This is a genomic window from Streptosporangium fragile (assembly GCF_039534445.1).
Classification (GTDB): domain Bacteria; phylum Actinomycetota; class Actinomycetes; order Streptosporangiales; family Streptosporangiaceae; genus Streptosporangium; species Streptosporangium fragile.
The window spans coordinates 90695-110271 of sequence record NZ_BAAAVI010000006.1 but is presented as its reverse complement, the minus strand read 5'-3'; the positions used below and the strand labels follow the sequence as shown (position 1 = coordinate 110271).

The 19577-nt window shown below is 71.3% G+C and carries 17 protein-coding genes; 10 read left to right on the top strand and 7 right to left on the bottom strand.

The window, feature by feature from the left end:
- Nucleotides 1-85 precede the first annotated feature (85 nt).
- Entirely contained in the window at nt 86-1924 is a 1839-nt protein-coding gene (gene lepA, locus ABD841_RS06105; RefSeq protein ID WP_344968709.1) for a translation elongation factor 4, read from the bottom strand.
- 158 nt (nt 1925-2082) lie between these two features.
- On the opposite strand from lepA, the gene ABD841_RS06100 reads away from it, so the two are divergent.
- Complete coding sequence (locus ABD841_RS06100; RefSeq protein ID WP_344968707.1) at nt 2083-3000, top strand: glycoside hydrolase family 18 protein; 918 nt, start codon at nt 2083-2085, stop codon at nt 2998-3000.
- A gap of 165 nt (nt 3001-3165) precedes the next feature.
- Nucleotides 3166-3438, top strand: a complete 273-nt coding sequence (gene rpsT, locus ABD841_RS06095) for a 30S ribosomal protein S20 (protein WP_344968706.1) — start codon at nt 3166-3168, stop codon at nt 3436-3438.
- A gap of 388 nt (nt 3439-3826) precedes the next feature.
- Here the strand turns inward: rpsT and ABD841_RS06090 are convergent, their stop codons facing one another.
- The gene (locus tag ABD841_RS06090; protein WP_344968704.1) at nt 3827-4333 is read right to left on the bottom strand and encodes a MarR family winged helix-turn-helix transcriptional regulator; all 507 of its coding nucleotides are present in this window, start codon (nt 4331-4333) and stop codon (nt 3827-3829) included.
- A 71-nt stretch (nt 4334-4404) separates the two neighbouring features.
- On the opposite strand from ABD841_RS06090, the gene ABD841_RS06085 reads away from it, so the two are divergent.
- Nucleotides 4405-5289 (top strand): EamA family transporter, encoded by an 885-nt coding sequence (locus ABD841_RS06085; RefSeq protein ID WP_344968702.1) that lies wholly within the window; start codon nt 4405-4407, stop codon nt 5287-5289.
- Here the strand turns inward: ABD841_RS06085 and holA are convergent.
- A complete protein-coding gene (gene holA / locus ABD841_RS06080) occupies nt 5286-6257 on the bottom strand; it encodes a DNA polymerase III subunit delta (protein WP_344968700.1) in 972 nt (323 codons plus the stop codon). The two genes, ABD841_RS06085 and holA, sit on opposite strands and share 4 nt — an antisense overlap.
- 110 nt (nt 6258-6367) lie before the next feature.
- Here holA and ABD841_RS06075 point away from each other — a divergent pair, with 110 nt between their 5' ends.
- Nucleotides 6368-6523, top strand: coding sequence for a hypothetical protein (locus tag ABD841_RS06075; RefSeq protein WP_344968698.1), 156 nt, complete (start codon nt 6368-6370; stop codon nt 6521-6523).
- 310 nt (nt 6524-6833) lie between these two features.
- Here ABD841_RS06075 and ABD841_RS06070 read toward each other — a convergent pair whose 3' ends face one another.
- The 4 genes from ABD841_RS06070 to hutI form a co-directional block, all read right to left on the bottom strand.
- Entirely contained in the window at nt 6834-7301 is a 468-nt protein-coding gene (locus ABD841_RS06070) for a nuclear transport factor 2 family protein (RefSeq protein WP_344968697.1), read from the bottom strand.
- 313 nt (nt 7302-7614) lie between these two features.
- Nucleotides 7615-9948 carry a ComEC/Rec2 family competence protein gene (locus ABD841_RS06065; RefSeq protein ID WP_344968695.1) on the bottom strand — a complete coding sequence of 778 codons (2334 nt, stop codon included), beginning with the start codon at nt 9946-9948 and terminating at the stop codon, nt 7615-7617.
- 292 nt (nt 9949-10240) lie between these two features.
- Nucleotides 10241-10906, bottom strand: coding sequence for a ComEA family DNA-binding protein (locus tag ABD841_RS06060; protein WP_344968694.1), 666 nt, complete (start codon nt 10904-10906; stop codon nt 10241-10243).
- Nucleotides 10907-11502: 596 nt separating this feature from the next.
- Nucleotides 11503-12711, bottom strand: coding sequence for an imidazolonepropionase (hutI, locus tag ABD841_RS06055; protein WP_344968692.1), 1209 nt, complete (start codon nt 12709-12711; stop codon nt 11503-11505).
- 874 nt (nt 12712-13585) lie between these two features.
- On the opposite strand from hutI, the gene ABD841_RS06050 reads away from it, so the two are divergent.
- From ABD841_RS06050 to ABD841_RS06025, 6 genes are read left to right on the top strand one after another with little or no spacing between them, the layout of a single operon-like run.
- The gene (locus ABD841_RS06050) at nt 13586-14449 is read left to right on the top strand and encodes an STAS domain-containing protein (protein ID WP_344968690.1); all 864 of its coding nucleotides are present in this window, start codon (nt 13586-13588) and stop codon (nt 14447-14449) included.
- Entirely contained in the window at nt 14449-14829 is a 381-nt protein-coding gene (locus ABD841_RS06045) for an STAS domain-containing protein (RefSeq protein ID WP_344968688.1), read from the top strand. Before ABD841_RS06050 ends, ABD841_RS06045 begins: the two co-directional genes overlap by 1 nt.
- On the top strand, nt 14826-15227 hold the full coding sequence (locus ABD841_RS06040; RefSeq protein ID WP_344968686.1) for an anti-sigma regulatory factor: 402 nt from the start codon (nt 14826-14828) through the stop codon (nt 15225-15227). The genes ABD841_RS06045 and ABD841_RS06040 overlap by 4 nt, the downstream gene beginning before the upstream one ends.
- A complete protein-coding gene (locus ABD841_RS06035; protein ID WP_344968684.1) occupies nt 15215-16225 on the top strand; it encodes an ATP-binding protein in 1011 nt (336 codons plus the stop codon). Before ABD841_RS06040 ends, ABD841_RS06035 begins: the two co-directional genes overlap by 13 nt.
- Nucleotides 16222-17898 carry an ATP-binding response regulator gene (locus ABD841_RS06030; protein ID WP_344968682.1) on the top strand — a complete coding sequence of 559 codons (1677 nt, stop codon included), beginning with the start codon at nt 16222-16224 and terminating at the stop codon, nt 17896-17898. Before ABD841_RS06035 ends, ABD841_RS06030 begins: the two co-directional genes overlap by 4 nt.
- Complete coding sequence (locus tag ABD841_RS06025; RefSeq protein ID WP_344968680.1) at nt 17891-19480, top strand: SpoIIE family protein phosphatase; 1590 nt, start codon at nt 17891-17893, stop codon at nt 19478-19480. The genes ABD841_RS06030 and ABD841_RS06025 overlap by 8 nt, the downstream gene beginning before the upstream one ends.
- Nucleotides 19481-19577: the final 97 nt, after the last annotated feature.

Genomic DNA, 19577 nt, shown 5'->3' with positions numbered 1-19577 from the left:
CGACCGGAGGCCGACCGCTCCGCCACCCCGCGCGGGACCACCTGTCCCGCCGGTGCGGGGAGCCCTCCCGCCCGGCGGCTCCGGGCTACTTCTTGGCCTTGTCGGCGGACGACTCGGTGGACAGCGCGGCGACGAACGCCTCCTGCGGCACCTCGACACGGCCGACCATCTTCATCCGCTTCTTGCCTTCCTTCTGCTTCTCCAGAAGCTTGCGCTTGCGGGAGATGTCGCCGCCGTAGCACTTGGCGAGGACGTCCTTGCGGATGGCGCGGATGTTCTCACGGGCGATGACCCTGGCACCGATGGCGGCCTGGATCGGCACCTCGAACTGCTGCCTCGGGATGAGGTCGCGCAGCTTCTTGGCCATCTCGACGCCGTAGCCGTACGCCTTCTCCTTGTGGACGATGGCGCTGAAGGCGTCGACGGCCTCGCCCTGGAGCAGGATGTCGACCTTGACCAGCTCGGCCTCCTGCTCACCGAAAGGCTCGTAGTCCAGTGAGGCGTAGCCGCGGGTGCGGGACTTGAGCTGGTCGAAGAAGTCGAAGATGATCTCGCCGAGCGGCATGGTGTAGCGGATCTCGACGCGGTCCTCGGACAGGTAGTCCATGCCCTGGAGGTTGCCGCGGCGGTTCTGGCAGAGCTCCATGATGGCGCCGATGAACTCGGACGGGACGAGCACGGTCGACTTCACCATCGGCTCGAAGACCTTGTCCACCTTGCCGGTGGGGAACTCCGAGGGGTTGGTGACCGTGATCTCCTTGCCGTCCTCCATGATCACTCGGTAGACCACGTTGGGCGCGGTGGAGATGAGCGAGAGGTTGAACTCCCGCTCCAGGCGCTCGCGGACGATCTCCATGTGGAGCAGGCCGAGGAAACCGCAGCGGAAGCCGAAGCCCAGCGCCGCGGAGGTCTCCGGCTCGTAGACCAGGGCGGCGTCGTTGAGCTGGAGCTTGTCCAGGGCCTCGCGGAGCTCGGGGTAGTCGTCGCCGTCGATCGGGTAGAGGCCGGAGAAGACCATCGGCTTGGGATGCTCGTACCCGCTGAGCGGCTCGACGGCGGTGTTGGCGCTGGAGGTCACGGTGTCACCGACCCGCGACTGGCGGACGTCCTTCACCCCGGTGATCAGGTAGCCCACCTCGCCGACGCCGAGCCCCTTCTCGGCCGGCTTCGGCTCCGGCGAGATGATCCCGATCTCCAGCGTCTCGTGGGACGCGCCGGTGGACATCATCTGGATGCGTTCGCGCCTGCCCAGGTGGCCGTCCATGACCCGGACGTAGGTGACCACGCCCCGGTAGGTGTCGTACACCGAGTCGAAGATCAGCGCGCGGGCGGGGGCGTCGGCGTCGCCGACCGGGGCGGGGATCTTCTCGACCACGTGGTCCAGCAGCTCGCGGACGCCCACGCCGGTCTTGCCGGAGACCTTCAGCACGTCCTCCGGCTCGCAGCCGATGAGGTGCGCGATCTCTGCGGCGTACTTCTCCGGCTGGGCGGCGGGCAGGTCGATCTTGTTGAGCACCGGGATGATCGTGATGTCGGCGTTCATGGCCAGGTAGAGGTTGGCCAGGGTCTGCGCCTCGATGCCCTGCGCGGCGTCGACCAGCAGGATCGCGCCCTCGCACGCCTGCAGCGACCGGGAGACCTCGTAGGTGAAGTCGACGTGGCCGGGCGTGTCGATCATGTTGAGGACGTAGTCGGTCTCGCCGACCTTCCACGGCAGCCGGACCGCCTGGGACTTGATGGTGATGCCGCGCTCGCGCTCGATGTCCATCCGGTCGAGGTACTGGGCGCGCATGGAGCGGTCGTCGACCACACCGGTGATCTGCAACATGCGGTCGGCGAGAGTCGACTTTCCATGGTCGATGTGCGCGATGATGCAGAAGTTGCGGATCACCGCGGGATCGGTCTGGCCAGGCTGAATGCGCACCGGTGTCCGTTTCGACGGGATTGATGACGATCTACGACTGGCATACCAGCCGTCTTCCATGGTGACATGTCCAGGTGATTGCCCGGACCAGAGCACGGCGCGGCCTGCGGCTCCTCGCGACGGTGACGGCCCTGCTCATTGCCCTTCCCGGAGTGGCCGTGACCACCCTCTCCGTGCAGTTTACCGGGACACCCGCCTCGTGGGCGAAGACGACCGGCCACGACGCCCTGTGGCTCGGCCACGCGTGGGTGGACGGCCGCAAGACGAAGGACGACGTGCGGCGGATGGCGGAGCGACTCCGCAAGACGGGCATCAAGGATGTGTACGTCCACTCGGGCCCGTTCGCCCCCGACGGGACGCTGCCCGCCGCCAAGTATCCGAAGGCGGCCGACTTCCTGAAGTGGTGGCGCGCGGAGCTGCCCAAGGTGAGGGTGTCGGCCTGGCTCGGCCAGAAGGTCGACGGCGTCCTGGACCTCGACGACCCGGCCACCCGGCAACGCGTGCTGGACGGCGCCCGGGCGATCATGGCGCTCGGCTTCGACGGCGTCCACTACAACTTCGAGCCGATCGGCGACGGCGACACCGACTTCCTCGACCTGCTGACGAAGACGCGTGCGATCGTGGGCGACGGCCTGCTCTCCACCTCGACCCCGCAGATCGAGCCGTTCCCGGTCACCCGCCCGATCGCGCGTGCCGTCATCGGCCACGACAAGTACTGGTCGCCCGACTACTTCCGCCGGGTGGCGGGCCTCGCCGACCAGGTGGCGGTCATGACGTACGACTCCTACCTCCCCTTCCCCACCGCGTACGGAGGCTACGTCGTGCGGCAGGCCACGCTGGCGCTGGAGCTGGTCCCCGAGGAGAAGACGCTGCTCGTCGGCGCCCCCGCGTACCACGACCACAACATCGCGTGGGGCGACGGGGCGGAGAGCGTCAAGGACGCGGCCCGCGGCGCCCGGCTGGCGCTGACCTCGCACGGGCGCCCCCGCGAGCGGTTCGGGCTGGCGCTCTACGTCGACTTCGCGGCGACCGGGGAAGACTGGGCCGAGTACCGGGAATTCTGGTTCAAGCCGTGAATCGGGCCCGAACTGCGGGAGGCGGAAGGTAGAGTTGTCGGGCATCCCTCTGCCCGGCTCGTCGATTTGAGCGGCGACCTGGACAGTTGGTAGCCTAGTCAACTGCGTGTGGCGCGCCCTCTCTGCCCGCGCGCCCCATCCGACGACATTCACCGAGGCTTCTTCGTGGCGAACATCAAGTCCCAGATCAAGCGCAACCGGCAGAACGAGAAGGCCCGGCTGCGCAACAAGGCTGTCAAGTCTTCCCTGAAGACGGCCATCCGCAAGTTCCGCGAGGCCGCCGAGCAGGGCAACGTCGATGAGGCCCTGGTGCTCCAGCGCGCCGCTGCCCGCCAGCTCGACAAGGCCGCCAGCAAGGGCGTCATCCACAAGAACCAGGCCGCCAACCGCAAGTCGGCGATCGCTCAGCGCGCCGCCGCCCTGTCGGCCGCCAAGTAGCTCCGGGTTCTGCGGACGCCGCGCCCCTTCAGGGGTGCGGCGTTCCTGCGTTTCCGGGCACTCGCGCCGGGCCGCCCTGCCGCTCGGACACTCCTCGGGGAACCACGACCTCCCGGCCGTGCGATGTCCCTGCGTTTCCCCGGGCACTCGCGGCGGGCCACCCTGCCACTCGGACACTCCTCGGGGAACCACGACCTCCCGGCCGTGTCGATGACGGCCACGCCGGGTGCGCCGGTGATGACCGGCCCGGCGGGGCGGGCACGGCGCGGAATCCCGCCGCGTTTCGCCCCGCCCTGCAGGACGGGACGTTCACATCGCAGGCGCTTGGTGAGTCGCGTTCCCGGCTCCGGCCAGGAATCCCCTTCTTCCGCCTTCCACCCCGTACGCCTCATGCGCCTCCGGGACGCCGCTCCAGCTCGCCGAGCAGGTCCTTGAGCAGCCCGGCGAGGAGCTCCTGCTTCTCCTCCGAGAGCACGGCCAGCGCCTCGTGCTGCGGGCCCAGCCCCGCGGCCACGGCCTCGTCGATGACTTCCACCCCTCTGGCCGTCAGACTCACGCGCAGCGCCCTGCGATCATCGGGGTCGGGGGTGCGGGCGATCAGGCCGGCACGCTCCAGCCGGTCCAGCCGCCCCGTCATGCCCCCCGAGGTCAGCATGAGCGTGGCGGTCATCGCCCCGGGCGACAGCGTATACGGCTCGCCCGCTCGGCGGAGTGTGGCGAGCACGTCGAACTCCCCTCGGCTGATGCCGTAGGCCCCGTAGACCGCCTCCACGCGATCCCCCATGAGACGAGCGATCCGGTAGATCCGCCCGAAGATCCCCATCGGGGACGGCTCCAGGTCCGGCCTCTCCCGCCGCCACTGCTGCACGATCCGGTCGACCGGGTCCTCTGCCATGCCCCCACTATAGCTTGACGCTATTTATCTTGCTGATAAGTTACTTTGCATAGAGTTTTGAAGGAGCCCCCATGCCGTCCACGCGCCTCGTCCTCGCCACCGCCTTCGCGCCGGCGGCCTGGGGCACCACCTATGCCGTGACCACCGAGTTCCTCCCACCCGACCGCCCGCTGCTCACCGGCCTGCTCCGCGCGCTCCCGGCCGGGCTGCTCCTGATCGCCGTGACCCGGGCGCTTCCCAGGGGCAACTGGTGGTGGAGGGCCCCGGTGCTGGGCACGCTGAACATCGGCGTGTTCTTCCCCTTGCTCTTCCTGTCCGCCTACCGGCTCCCCGGCGGCGTCGCCGCGGTGCTCGGCGCCCTTCAGCCGCTCCTCGTCGCCGCGCTCACCCGCGCCGTGCTGCGGGAGAGCGTCCCGGTCCATCGCGTCCTGGCCGGGATCGCGGCCACGGTCGGCGTCTGCCTCGTCGTCCTCAGGGCCAATGCCGCCCTCGACGCCGTCGGCGTCGTCGCGGGCCTCCTCGGCGCGGCGAGCATGGCCGCCGGGCTCGTCCTCACCCGCCTGTGGGGGAAACCCGACGGGGTGAGCGACCTGACCCTCACCGGCTGGCAGCTCACCGCGGGCGGCCTGCTGATCGCCCCGATGGCTCTCGCCCTCGAGGGTATGCCGCCCGCGCTGGACGGAGCCGCCGTCGGCGGCTATCTCTGGCTGGGGCTCGTCGGCACCGCCATCGCCTACACGCTGTGGTTCCGCGGCATCACCCGGCTGCCCGCCCTTCAGGTCTCCCTGCTCGGCGCTCTCAGCCCGCTCACCGCGGCGCTGCTCGGCTGGCTCGCCCTCGGCCAGTCACTCGGCCCGCTCCAGCTCATCGGTTTCGTTCTGGCGCTCACCGCGACCGTCCTCGGCCAGCTCCCGGTGTCCCGGCGTCCCGAACCCGAGCGCCTTCAGCCCGTCTAACGCCCGGTGCGGCTCGCGACCACGGTCTGGATCATGTGCTCCAGCGCGTAGGCGGGGTCGGCGCCGCCGCCCTTCACCTGCTCGTCGGCGGTCGCGGTGGCCTGAAGCGCGCGGGCGAGACCCTCCGGGCCCCAGCCGTTGAGTTGCCGCCGGACACGATCGATCTTCCAGGGCGGCATGCCGAGGTGACTGGCGAGCTGGCCGCCCCTCAGGTTGCGCGGCGCGCCGCCCACCTTGGCCAGCGAGCGCAGGCCACCGGCGACCGCGCTCACCAGCAGGACGGGCGCCGTCCCGGTGGCGAGCGCCCAGCGCAGCTGCTCCAGGGCGTCGCCCAGGCGCCCCTCCACGGCCGAGTCGGCCACGGTGAAACCGCTGACCTCGGCCCGGCCCCGGTGGTAGCGGGCGACGGCGGCCTCGTCGATCGTCTTACCCGGAGTGTCGAAGGCGAGCTGGCTGCAGGCGGCGGCGAGCTCCCGCAGGTCGTTGCCCACGGCGTCGAGGAGGGCCTCGGCGGCGTCGGCCCCGATGGTCCGCCCGGCCCGCTTCGCCTCCGCCTTGATGAACGCGAGCCGCTCGGCCGGCTTGGTCAGCTTGGCGACGGGGACGACATGCGCCCCGGCCTTCTTCACCCCGTCGACGAGGGCCTTGCCCTTGACGCCTCCGGGGTGGACGAGGACCAGCACCGTCTCCTCCGCCGGATGCGCGGCGTAGGAGACGACCTCGGCGACGACCTCCTTGACGAGGTCCTGGGCCGAACGGATGACCACCACCGACCTGTCGCCGAACAGCGAGGGCGACGCCATCCGGGTCAGCTCTCCCGGCTCCACCTTCGAACCGGGCAGGTCGTGCACCTCGGCGGCCGGATCGGCGGCCCGGACCGCGGCGACCACCTCGCTCACCGCGCGGTCGGCCAGCAGCTCCTCATCGCCGAGTATCAGGGTCACAGGTGCCAGGTCGGTTGCCGCCATGCCGAGCAGCATGCCATGTCCCGGGGGCGGGGTCCCAATCCGCAAGCGATTCGCAATCGGTTTGCAGGTGCGGTGAGGCACCCTTTCATCAGCACAGGAGGTGACAAGAAATGACGAAGTCCGCAATCCGCCGCCACACCTGCCCCCGCTGCGGGACGTCCCTCGACGAGGGCCCGATCGTGTACCGCTGCGCGCGCTGCAGCCGTTCGGTCTACGCCGCCGACGTGAACACCGAGTTCCGCCGCCCGGCCACGACCTCGGCCTGACCGCCGCGCCGAATCCCGGGAGGGCGCCATCCCCGCGCCTGATCCCGGGAGGGCGCCGCCCCCGCGCCTAATCCCGAAGGACCACCCGCGCCGAGACCCGAAGGCGCCGTCCTCACGCCGAGTCCAGAGGGACCACCCGAGCCGAATCCCGGGAGGACGCCGCCCCCGCGCCTAATCCCGAAGGACCACCCGCGCCGAGACCCGAAGGCGCCGTCTCCCGGCGGCGCAACCGCAACCGGGGCCCGTGACCGACCTCGACGTTCAGCGCGCCGCCCCCGCGGCGGCGGGATCACAGGCCGCGCCTCGTCGCTCAGGCGTCCCGCGCGCTCTCCTTCCAGGCATCGGCCCAGCCTCCCTGCACCATGGTCTGGAAGACCCACCGACCGCCGGCCTTCACGAGCAGGTCGGCATAGCGCATGTCGTACGACTGGCCGTTCATCGTCACCGTCGCATCCGTGATCACGACGACCAGATGCCTCGTCAGGAAGTGCGGCGTGCGGGTCGACGTCATCTCGATGTCACCCGCCTCACCGCCGCCCATCGCCTCCGCCATCGTGCGCGTGAACCGCTCCCGCGTCCACTGGGCCGCCAGGCCGTTCCCCTCGGGGCTGTCGGTCACCACGTTGAGGGGGAACATCGCCATGTCGGCCATGCGCTCGACGTCGACCTTCGCACTGTAGGCGTCGTATTCGGCGAACCACGCCTCGACGCTCGCCAGGTCTTCCACGGTGGGGGTGAAGGAACCACTACCGAACGGGGACTGCTGAACTTCCGTCACTCTTCGCTCCTTCTCGAACGGCACACCCGCGGGCATGCCTATCACCGGGCCGTACCGCCTGCGTGGAGACCGCTCCACACATGGCGTACGCAATACCGTACAGAGTACGGAAAGAAAATCAAACCCGAAAAGGCACTGCGTTCCGCCCCGGCGCATCCCCCACCGTGCATCCGGCCCGCCGCCCCACACCCCGCCCCGCCCGGCCCGCCGCCCCACACCCCGCCCCGCCCGGCCCGCCGCCCCACCCGGCCCGCCGCCCCACCGCGTCCCTCGGCCTGTCACCTCCCGGCGCCGGCCGCCCCCCGCGGTCGTATCAAGGTCCATCTCGCGCCGAGCCCCACGGTCGGGCCGGACCGCCCGCCGCCGGACTCCGGCGCCCCCGGGAGACGACGGCCAGAGATCCGTCGCGGGCCACCACGGCGAGGTCCCCCGACAGGTCCGTCCGGTGGACGCGGACACCGAGCCGGTGCAGCAGCCCCAGGGTCGACGGGGCGGGATGGCCGTAACCGTTGCCTGCGCCCACGCTGATCAGTGCTGCTCGGGCGCCGACCGCTGCGAAGAAGGCCGGGTCGTATCTGCCGGAGCCGTGATGCGGCACCTTGAGGATCGCGGCCGGTGGCAGGCCATGCCGGACCAGCTCGCCCTGGGCCTCGGTCTCGATGTCACCGCTGAGCAGCGCCGAGCCGGCCGCCCAGCGCACATGCACCACGACGCTGGCGTTGTTGACGGCCGACCCCTCCCCCGCTCCCGGCGGGGAGGCTGTGGGGCCAGGACCGACGACCGTGAGCTCGGAGGGCCCGAAGCGCCAGCGTGCTCCCGGACGCGCCGCCCACTCGGCGACACGGCGGCGGGCGAGGTCCGCGCTCAGCGCGGCGCCCTCCCGCCCTCCGGCACCGTGCGGGGTCACCACCACCGCCCCCACCCGGCGCCCCCGGAAGACCCCGGCGAGTCCACCGACGTGGTCGAGGTGTGGATGGGTGAGGACGACCAGGGGCACCTCCCCGATCCCCATGGAACGCAGGCAGCGGTCGACGAGCACCGGATCGGGCCCCGCGTCCACCACCACGGCCCGCCCGGGGCCGGCGGCGACCAGCAGCGCGTCACCCTGCCCGACATCGCAGGCCACCAGCAGCCAGGCAGGAGGTGGCCAGCGAACCACGATCGGCGCCGCCACCGTCACGGCGGCGACGGCGCCGACGAGGAGCGCCAGGGCGATCCGGCGCGGCCACCGATGTCGTAGCACGAGCAGTGCCACCGGGAACGCGACGGCCAGCAGGACGAGGCCGGTGACGCCGCCCGGCCACGGAAGGACTCCCAGCGGGAACCCGGCGGCGTGCTCCGCCACCTCGACGATCCATCCGGTGGCCAGACCCGCCGGGCGGACCAGCAGCTCGGCGAGTCCCATGTGCAGGGGCGCGACCAGCGCCGCCACGAAGCCGAGCAGGGTGGCGGGCGCCACGGCCGGACCGGCCAGCAGGTTGGCCGGGATCGCCACCGGCGTGAGCTGCCCCGACATGAGGACCAGAACCGGGGTGACGGCCGTCTGCGCCGCCGCCGCGACGGCGGTCGCCTCGGCGAGCCAGCGCGGCATGCGGGCCGAGAGCCGGTCACGCCACCGGGGGGCGAGGACCAGGATGCCCGCCGTGGCGCACACCGACAGGGCGAAACCGTACGACCGGGCGAGGTCGGGAACGAAGAGGACGAGCCCCAGGACCGTCACCGCGAGGGCGGCGACACCGTCGCGCGAGCGGCCCGTGCCGAGCGCGACGGCGGCGACGCCGCCCATCAGGAGTGCCCTGAGCACGCTGGGCGAAGGACGCGCCACGATCGTGAAGGCCACCATGGCGAAGATCGCCAGCACCGCGCGCGCGGCGAGGGGCAGCCCGGCCATCCGGGCCAGCGCGACCGCCGCCCCTGCGACGATCGCCAGGTTCGCCCCGGAGACGGCCAGGAGATGGCTGAGCCCGGCATCCTTGAAATCGGCTCTGACCTGCTCGTCCATCTGCGACACATCGCCGGCCACCAGGCCGGGGAGCAGGCCGCGCTGCGCCGGGGGCAGCACTCCGGCCGCCTCTCTCAGTCCCGACCTGAGCGCCCCGGCCGCGCGCTGCTCCCACGAGGGGCCGCTCAGGACTCGCGGGGCACTCCGGACGAGCATCACCCCGGCGAGCAGCTCGCCGGGGTCCGCGGGACCGAGGCGCCCGCTGACCGCGACCCGCTGGCTGGGCAGCAACGAGCGCCATTCGTCTCCGGAGGCGAACAGCATCACCGGAGCGCGGAGCGTCACCCGGCCCGCGGCCGTCTCGACGGACTCGACCCGCGCGGGCACCACGAAGCTCTCCCGGCGGAACGGTCCGCCGCGTCGCGCCGTCTCCCGAGGATCACCGGTCACCACCGCCTCGGCCGCGACCGACGCCCGCCTCTCCACGAGCTCCGCCACCGGCCCGGTGGTGACGGCGTGCACCCGGAAGGCCACCGACCCCGCCACCGCCGCAGCGCACGCCAGCACCGCGATCACCGCGTTCCGGAGGCCCCGCATCCCGCCGGTGGGTACCGTGACGGCCACGGCGAGCGCTCCCCCGGCCATGACCACCGCGACCACGGCACCGGCTCCGGCCGGACAGCCGAGCAGCACGAGCGCGGTCATCCATGAGGCGATGGCCGGCGGCACCAGGTGCAGGATGGGTGCGCCCCCGCCCCGCCCTGTGACGCCGCCTCGCTCGGGAGCCCTCGTCTTCCCGGAAATGCCGTTCTTCCCGGAAGTGCCGCGTCTCCCCGCGGCACCATTCTCTCCAGCGGCGTCGTTCTCTCCAGCGGCGTCGTCCCTGCCGGAAGCGTCGCGTCCGTGCGGCGTGGCGGACGCTCGGAAGCGCGTCACGACGATCCTCGGCGGGCAGGCCCCACAGTCTCCGTTGCACGCGGCCGGACTGAAGAGCGGATCATACGCGGACCTTGTCGCGCATCTCCGCATACTTGCGATCGCCTATGCCGCTGACCTCGCGGAGCTGCTCGACGGCGCGGAAACCCCCGTGGGCGTCGCGGAACTCGGCGATGCGGCGGGCGAGCACCTCGCCGACACCGGGCAACTGTTCCAACTGCTCCAGGGTGGCGGTGTTGAGGTCGAGGGGGACGGCGGGGCCGGCGGGAGCGGGCACCCCGGCGGAACCGGAACCGGAGAAACCGGGGAGGCCGGGAGCGCCATGGAGGCCGGAGGCGCCGGGGGCACCGACGACGATCTGCTCGCCGTCAACGAGCTTGCGCGCGAGATTGAGCGGACCCGTCGCGGCTCCCTTACGCACTCCCCCGGCCGCCCGCAGCGCATCGGTGACCCGGGAACCGCCGGGTACCGTGATCACTCCGGGACGGCGGACCTTGCCGGTGACGTGGACGGTCAGCTCGGTGACGGGCGAAGGCTGTGACGTCGGAGCGGAAACCGGTACCGAGAGCGGTGGCCCGGAGATCGGCGCGGGCGGGGCCAGGGGCTCGGGCTCCGGTCGGGACCACCAGGCGTACGCCCCTCCCGCGACGGCGGCGGCCACCGCGACGAGCACGAGGAGGCGCAACCCCGGGCGGCCGGGAACGAGCGCGCCGCTGTGATCGGTCACGGCTTTCCGGAGTGCCTCGAACGACGGGGGCAACGGCGCGGAACGCACGCTCCCGCCCGGCCAGGGGGTGTCTCCGGGGCCGCTCGACCGTATGACGGCAGGTGGATCCCCCGGTTCGCCCGACCGGGCGCGGCGGTGCGCGGCATCCGGGTCATCCGGCCGGAGGGCGCGGGGCTCGGCATCCGGACCACCCGGCCGGACGGCACGAAGCGGGGAATCCGGATCGGTTGACCGGGCGGCACGGGAACGAAAGGCGTCCGCTCCTGCCGGACCGGCTGGAAAGGGGCGCGCCGGGTGGTGCGGGGAGGACGCGGAAGTGGAGCGGTCGTGCCCTGTCAGGCGCCGGAGCCGGGATTCGGCTCGGAATCGCTCGATGGTCTGGCCTGTGGTCCGCACCCCCAGGACGTTAGGGCCGCGCCCTCTGGCACCTCCGCCCCGAACGCGGTTCTGGGGACAGCGCGCTCTCCCGAGACGCGCCTGTGGACAACCGCGCCGGCGAAGGGCCCGCGTCAGGAGACCCACCGGCCCCTGAGGGGTTCGGCCTCCTCCCCGGCGGAACCGATGTCACGCGCGTCGGACACCTGTCCTGCGGAGAGTCACTGGACGGGGGTGCCTCCGCGCCAGACGCGACGTGGCTTGAGACCGAAGGCCCAGGCGAAGGCGCCCTCGTGGTCGGCGTCCCACTGGACGATGTCGGCCAGGCGGCCGGGAGCCAGGACGCCCCGGTCGGGGACACCGAGGACGGTGGCACCACCGAGGGTGGCGGCGCGCAGGGCGTCGCCGACGCTCATGCCGAAGGCCGCCACGGCGAGGCTGATGACCAGGGACATCGAGGTGATCCCGCAGTGGCCGGGGTTGTGGTCGCTGCCGAGTGCGACGGTGACGCCCTGGGCGAGCATCCGGCGGACCGGGGGCAGGCTGCCGCGCTGGAGCGCGGTGCCGGGACAGACCACGGCGGGCACGCCGTAACGGGCCAGGATCGCGATGTCCTCGTCGGTGGTGTGGTGGAGCAGATCGGCCGAGGCGCAGCCGAGCTCGGCGGCGAGCTGGACGGCCCCGCGACGGCTGTACGCGCCCGCGTGCACGCGGGGCAGCAGGCCGACGTTGCGCCCGGAGGCGAGGACCCAGCGGGCCTCCTCCGCGGTGAAGTGGCCCTCGTCGCAGTAGACGTCGACGCTGTCGGCACCGGCCGCGGCGGCGTCGGCGCACCACGCGCCCACGGCCTCGACGTAGTCGCGCTGGCGGCCGAAGTACTCCGGCGGGACGACGTGCGCGGCCAGGAAGGTCACGTGCACCCGCGGCATCATCGGCTCTTTCTCCAGCTCACGCAGGAGGCGCACGTCGGCCAGCTCGCCGTCACGGGTCAGGTGGTAACCGGTCTTGGCCTCCACCGTGGTGGTGCCGCCGAGCAGCCAGTCGCGCAGCCGCTCGCGTACGCCGTTGCAGAGCGTCCACGGGTCGGTCCCGCGGGTCACCGTGACGGTGGATCCGATGCCCCCGCCCGCCGCGGTGATCGCGGAGGGGGTGGAGCCGCCGGAGCGCATGGCCATCTCGGCGTAGCGGTTGCCCGCGTAGACCGGATGGGTGTGCGCGTCGATGAGACCGGGCGTCACCAGCGCCCCGCCCAGGTTCTCGACGTGGTCGACGTCGACGATGTCGTCCACGACGCCGGGCACGCTCTGGGGTAGGTCCGCGGCACGGCCGACCCAGGCGATCCGGTCGTTGTGGACGAGGATCGCCGCGTTGCTGAACACGTCGTTTCCAGTCCAGAGCCGGCCGATGTTGGTCAGAAGGCGGACCGTCATCGCATCACCGCCTTGTGCGCAGGGGAAGACGCTCGGGAGGGGATCACATCCGGATGGGATGGGCGGGCCCAGACGCTGCCGGGCAGCATGCCGGTCAGGCCCGCTCTGAATCCGGACGGCATCGGGGGTCTCCTGCTCTCATCCGCGTATCTGTGTGCGGCGACAGTATCGCCGGGATCATGATCGGGCGATTTCAGTTCAGTTACGTTATTTCACAAGTGAGCCCGCTGTACAGGCTAATTGGGAAGAACACCGCCCGGGCGCGACCGTACCTCACCCGCCGGTTCGACGGCCGCGTCCTGCCCTGAGCACCTTTTCGCAGCTCAGGCCCCTTCTTTCTCGCCTGCACCAGTGGTCGCCAGAGCAACTTGCTTCATAACATCTCGATAGATTTGCCTTATGGTAGCAATCCAAACCTGAGCCGACCACTGTCGTTTTTGAGGTGTTTGCGCCTTTCCCCGGTCTCACAGTGCACCCCAGGAAGGCCTCCCGGCACAAGGGGTGGCATTGAAACGCGCCTCGCGATCGGAATAGCCTGACGACCAGAAGCTCGGAGTCGTGATCCCCGGCGTTCTCACGTCGTCGATCAGGCGGTCACTGCCACGCCGACCCGGGCGACGCCGGGGGTGATATCCGTCCCGCGTCGAGAAGCAACCGGCGGGGATCGTGGTCGCGGGGTCTGCGCCCCGCCCTCCCGGCCGGTCCCGGCGAGCCCGTGCGGGCCACATGCCCCCCACCGATCGGGCCGCCCCCGAGACCACCTCGCAGCACCTCCGATACCGGCCCGCCGAACCTCCAATAAGGGCAGTAAGCAGGACGTTCCGTGTAACCTTTCGTGCGAGCTTTCGACAGGTCGTACGCATGGGAGTCACCATTGTCCGTTCACGCGGACGCCGGCCGGCGTCGCATCGAAGAACTTCTCCAGGAGCAGGAGGAACGCGTTTTCAAGCGATGGCTTGAGATCGCCGGCGCCTCCGCGAGCGCCCAGGTCGACCGGGCCGGGCTGACCGGCCAGCTCCGCGAGATCTACCAGGCGCTGCGCCAGTCGTTCAGCGACTCCGACGACCTCAGCGACCTGCGCGGCCTGCTCGCCGAGCTCTCCCGGACCCGCGCCCGCCAGGGTTTCACCCCGACCGAGACCGCGGTCGTGGTCTTCGGGCTGAAGGAGGCCCTGTACGAGACGATCGAGGACGACGGCGGTGTCGAGGCGGCCCGGGGCTTCATCTGGTTCTCCCGCATCATCGACGACCTGGGCCTTTTCACCATCGAGACCTACTCGGCGACCAGAGAGAAGATCATCGCCGATCAGGCGGAGCAGCTGCTGGAGCTGTCCACCCCGGTGGTGAAGCTCTGGGAGGGCATCGTGGCGGTGCCGCTGGTCGGCACGCTCGACTCGGCCCGGACCCAGGTGGTCATGGAGAAGCTGCTGCAGACGCTGGTCGACACCGGTTCCGAGCACGCCGTCATCGACATCACGGGCGTGCCCGCCGTGGACACCGAGGTCGCCCAGCACCTGCTCAAGACCGTGGTCGCCGCCCGGCTGATGGGCGCCGAGTGCGTGATCTCCGGTATCCGCCCGCAGATCGCCCACACCATCGTCACCCTGGGCATCGAGTTCGGCGACATCGTGACCAAGGCCACGCTCGCCGACGCCCTCGCCCACACGCTGCGTGCGAGCGGCGTGCAGTTCGTCAAGGGCAAGCAGGCGCGCATCGCCGTACGAACGGTAGAAGACTGATGGACCGGGTGCCCATTCTCAAGCTCGGTGACGTCCTCATCGTCTCCATCCAGATCGACCTCCACGACCAGAGTGTGCTCGTGCTCCAGGAAGATCTGTCGGCGAAGGTGGTCGAGACCGGAGCCCGAGGTGTGATCATCGACATCTCCGCGGTGGAGATCGTCGACTCGTTCATCGGCCGCATGCTGGCCACCATCGCGGCGATCTCCCGCATGCTCGACGCGGAGACGATCGTCGTCGGCATGCGACCGGCGGTCGCGATCACTCTCGTCGAGCTCGGCCTCTCGCTCGGCGGCGTGCGTACGGCCCTGAACCTGGAGAAGGGCGTCGCGATGCTGAACCAGATCGAGAACGCACAGATCGCCGCGGCCTCGCAGTGACGACTCCCGGCGAACTGCCCATCACCGGCAACGGCGACGTCGTACTGGTCCGCCAGCACGTCAGAACCGCCGCCGTGAACGTCGGGCTCTCCCTCGTCGACCAGACCAAGGTGGTGACGGCGGCCAGCGAGCTGGCCCGCAACGCGCTGGTCTACGCGGGAGGAGGGCAGGTCCGGATCGAGGTTGTGGACAACGGCGTGCGGCGGGGCCTGAAGTTGACGTTCAGCGACAGCGGGCCCGGCATCCCCGACATCGAACAGGCTCTCACCGACGGGTGGACCACCGGCAACGGCCTCGGCCTGGGACTCAGCGGCTCGCGCCGCCTGGTCGACGAGTTCGACCTGGAGTCGGCCCCCGGTGAGGGCACGCGGATCACGGTGACCAAATGGGCGCGTTGATCTATTCGCAGAACGACGTCTGGGTGCGGGCGGAGGACGCGAGCGCGATCGGCGCCCTGCGCCGGACGGCCATGGCGCTCGCCGGAAGGCGGGGATTCAGCGAGGAGGACGTCGGCCGGGTGGCCGTCGCGGTGAGCGAGGCCGCCTCGAACCTCGTCAAGCACGCGGTCGAGGGCATGATGCTGATCCGCCCGCACCCCGAGCTGGACACGGCGGTCGAGGTCCTCGCGATCGACCGGGGACCGGGGATGCGCGACGTCGCCCGCGCCCTGCGCGACGGCTACTCCACGACCGGCACGCTCGGCATCGGCCTGGGCGGCATCGCGCGGATGGCCAGCGGTTACGAGGTTCATTCCGTGCCCGGCCGGGGCACTGTGCTCGGCATGTACTTCACCGCCCGGGGCGCCCCGCGGCCCCCGTCGCTGGCCAGCGGGGTGACCCGGCCGATCGGCGAGGAGTCCGTCTGCGGCGACGCCTTCGTGGTCGCCGAGACGGGCGAGACGACGACCGCGATGCTGTGCGACGGGCTCGGCCACGGCGGTGCGGCGGCCCAGGCCTCCCGGGAAGCCGTACGGATCTTCCTCAAGCACGCCGACCTCGCCCCGATCGCCATCCTGGAGCGCATCCACCGGGGCCTGAGCCAGACTCGGGGCGGCGCCGTCGCCGTGGCCCGCGTCGACCGCGCCGGGGAGACGGCGAGCTTCGCCGGCCTCGGCAACGTCTCGGCGTGGATCACCCACCAGGAGGGCCGGCAGGGCATGGTCTCGGTCCCGGGCATCGCCGGGCACCAGGCCCGGACCCTCCGGCAGTACGAATACGCGGTGCCCCCGCACAGTGTCGTCGTGCTCCACTCCGACGGGCTCTCCGACCGCTGGGACATCAGCGCCTATCCCGGGCTCGTCACCCGGCTGCCCTCCGTCATCGCCGCCACGCTGCTGCGCGACGCCGGAACCCGCAGGGACGACGCCTGCGTGGTCGCGCTGAGGCCCGGCGCATGAGCGCGGACGAGCTGATCAGAATCCATGTCCAGGACGAGCAGGACGTCTTCGCCATGCGTAAGCTGGGCCGGGAGGTGGCCGAGAGCGTCGGGCTGGAGACCCAGGACCAGATCCGGGTGGCCACCGCGCTGAGCGAGGTCGGCAGGGAGATACTCGCCGAGAGGATCGTCGCCTCCGTCGTCTTCCTCCTGGAAAGGGAGGGCCTGCTCATCACCATCGACTTCTCCGCGAAGACCGACCTCACCCCGGCGGACGGCGTGGCGCTGGCGGGACGTCTCGTCGATCTGATCAGGCTCGATCCCGCCGAGGGAAGAATAAGCATGGTCAAACGGCTCCCGCAGGGCCGACCGACGCACTCGGCGGAGGAGATACGCGCCAAACTGGCCACGCTGACCCCGGCGACGGCCCTCGACGAGCTGCGCCAGCAGAACCGCGAGCTCGCCGCGACCCTGGAGGAGGTCCTGCAGCTCAACACCGAGCTGCAGGAGACCAACCAGGGCGTGATGGCGCTCTACAACCAGCTCTCGGAGGAGCTGGAGCAGACCAACCGCGGCGTCGTCGCGCTCTACGCGGAGCTGGACGAGAAGTCGGCGCAGCTGCGGGCGGCGAGCGCCAGCAAGGACCGGTTCTGGGCCACGGTCAGCCACGAGCTGCGCACCCCCCTCAACTCGATCATCGGCCTGGTCCGCCTCCTGGTGGGACCCGGCGGTGAGCCCCTGGCCGACGAGCAGCGCCACCAGATCGAACTCATCGGCTCCTCGGCGGAGACGCTGCTGAGCCTGGTCAGCGAGCTGCTCGACATGGCGAAGGCGGAGGCGGGACGGCTCGACCCGCAGCCGTCCGCGGTCGACCCGGTGGCGCTGGCCGAGCAGTTGCGCATGGCGCTGCGCCCCATGAGCGGGAACGACGCGGTGGCGCTCACCGTGGAGGTGTCGCGGGCGCCGCAGGAGCTGTTCGTCGACGAGATGATGCTCACCCGGATCCTGCGCAACCTGCTCTCCAACGCGCTGAAGTTCACGGAGGAGGGCGAGGTGCGGCTGGAGGTGAGCCTCGACGCCGCCGCCCAGGACGTGGTCTTCACCGTGCGGGACACCGGGATCGGCATCCCCGAGGAGCACCTGGAGCGGGTCTTCGAGGAGTTCTTCCAGGTGCCGGGGCCGATCCAGGTGCGGACCAAGGGCACCGGGCTCGGCCTGCCGTACGCGCGCAGGCTGGCCGAGGCGCTGGGCGGCACCCTGCAGCTGACCAGCTCCGTCGGGCACGGCACCACGGCGACCCTGCGGCTGCCGCACCGCCGCGACGGCGTACCGGTGATCGGCCGGGTGCTCGTCGCGGACGACAACGAGGAGTTCCGTGCCACCGTGCGGCGGATGCTCGCCGGGTTCGCCGCGCACGTCGACGAGGCGTCCGACGGCCTGGCGGCGCTGGAGACGATGACGGAGAACCCGCCCGACCTGGCGCTGGTCGACCTGCTCATGCCCCGGCTCGACGGGACCGCCCTGATGGCGCGGATGGCCGACGACGAGCGGCTGCGCGAGGTCCCGGTGATCGTCGTGACCGGCAGCTCGCACCAGCCGCCGGAGCGGGCCCGCGTGGTCGTCCCCAAGCAGGGGCTGCGCCGCGACAACCTGCTGGAGACGATCAGGGCCACCCTGGAGCTCGGCGATGGATGAGACCCAGTCGGCCGGGGCGACGGTGCTGGTCGTGGACGACACGCCGACCAAGCTCTACATCCTGTCCAGCTGGCTGCGGCGCTCGGGGCACCAGGTGGTGCAGGCCACCGGCGGTGTGGAGGCGCTGACCAAGGTCAGGGAGCTCCGGCCGGACCTCGTCGTCCTCGACGTGCGGCTGCCCGACATCACCGGCTACGAGGTCTGCGAGCAGATCAAAGCGGACGAGTCGACGTCGTCGATCCCGGTCATCCAGATCTCCGGGGCGGCCATCACCCCCGCCGACCGGGCGCAGGGCCTGGAGCGGGGAGCCGACGCCTACCTGGCCGAACCGGTCGAGCCGGACGAGTTCGCGGCGACGGTCGAGGCCACCCTGCGTTACTACCGGGCGCGGCAGCGGGCCGAGCGGATGGCCCGGCGGCTGATCTCCCTCACCGAGGTCACGCTGGCCATGAACGCCGCCGAGACGTTCGACGACCTGCTCGCCACGGCCGTCGAGGGCACCTCACGGATCCTCGGGCGGCACGCCGGCACTCTCGTGCTGCCGCCGGACGGCCGCATCCGCAGGTTCAGCGCCCCCGCGGGGGGCAGCGCGGTCGCCAAGGCCGCGCCGCCGGAGGCGCTGAACAAGCTGAGCGCGATGTCCCTGGACGGCGGGACCGGTACCAGGGTCTTCACGACCCCGATCTACGAGTGGCTGAAGCTGGTACCGGACGCCGAGATCAGCGGTGACGTCTCCTCGGTGCTCTGCCGCACCAAGGCCGACAGGCCACCCGTCTACCTCGGGGTCGACGCGGTCCCCCCGCTGGACGAGGACGAGTTCAACATCCTGCGTCAGCTCGGCCAGGCCCTGGCCCTCACCGTGGACGCCCTGCGGGCGTACATCGAGGAGCACGCGATCGCGCTCACCCTGCAGCGCAGCCTGCTGCCCGCCCGGATCCCCGAGATCCCGGAGCTCACGATCAGCTGGCGCTACCAGCCCGCGGTCGACAACGTCGAGGTGGGCGGCGACTTCTACGAGGTCATCAAGCTGGATCACCGGGTGCTCATCGCCATCGGCGACGTCCAGGGGCACTCGCTGCTGGCCGCGACCGTCATGGCGGAGCTGCGTCACGCGCTGCGCGCGTCCGTCCTGAGCGCCACGGACCTGGGCGCGTCCATGGCCCTGCTCAACAACGTGCTGCGACGCTACCACCCCGGCATGACGGCCACCGTGTGCCTGATCCTCCTCGATCCGGCGACCGGGGAGATGGAGGTCGCGAACGCGGGGCACATCCCGCCGCTGCTCATCGGTGACGGACAGGCCGCCTACCACCGCATGGGCAACCTGCTGCTCGGCGTGGCCGAGGAAACCTACCGGGTCGACCCGCTGACGCTGCCGGAGGGCGGCTCGGTGCTGATGTTCACCGACGGGCTCGTCGAGGACCGCGACAAGCTGCTCGACGAGAGCCTGGAGATCGTGCGTCGCCTGGCGGACGACACCGGGTGCGACCTTGAGGCGTTCTGCGACCGGCTGATCGCCCGGTTCGGCGCCCGGGAGGACGACGTGGCGCTGGTGATGTTCCGCCGCGAGCCCTCTCGTTGAGACGGGCTCTCCTCGGTCCCGTGCCCCGGCGACGGTTCACGGGGCGGCGCGGCCGGGACACGCACGACGGCGTCCGGCCCCGTCGTCGGACGGTGCC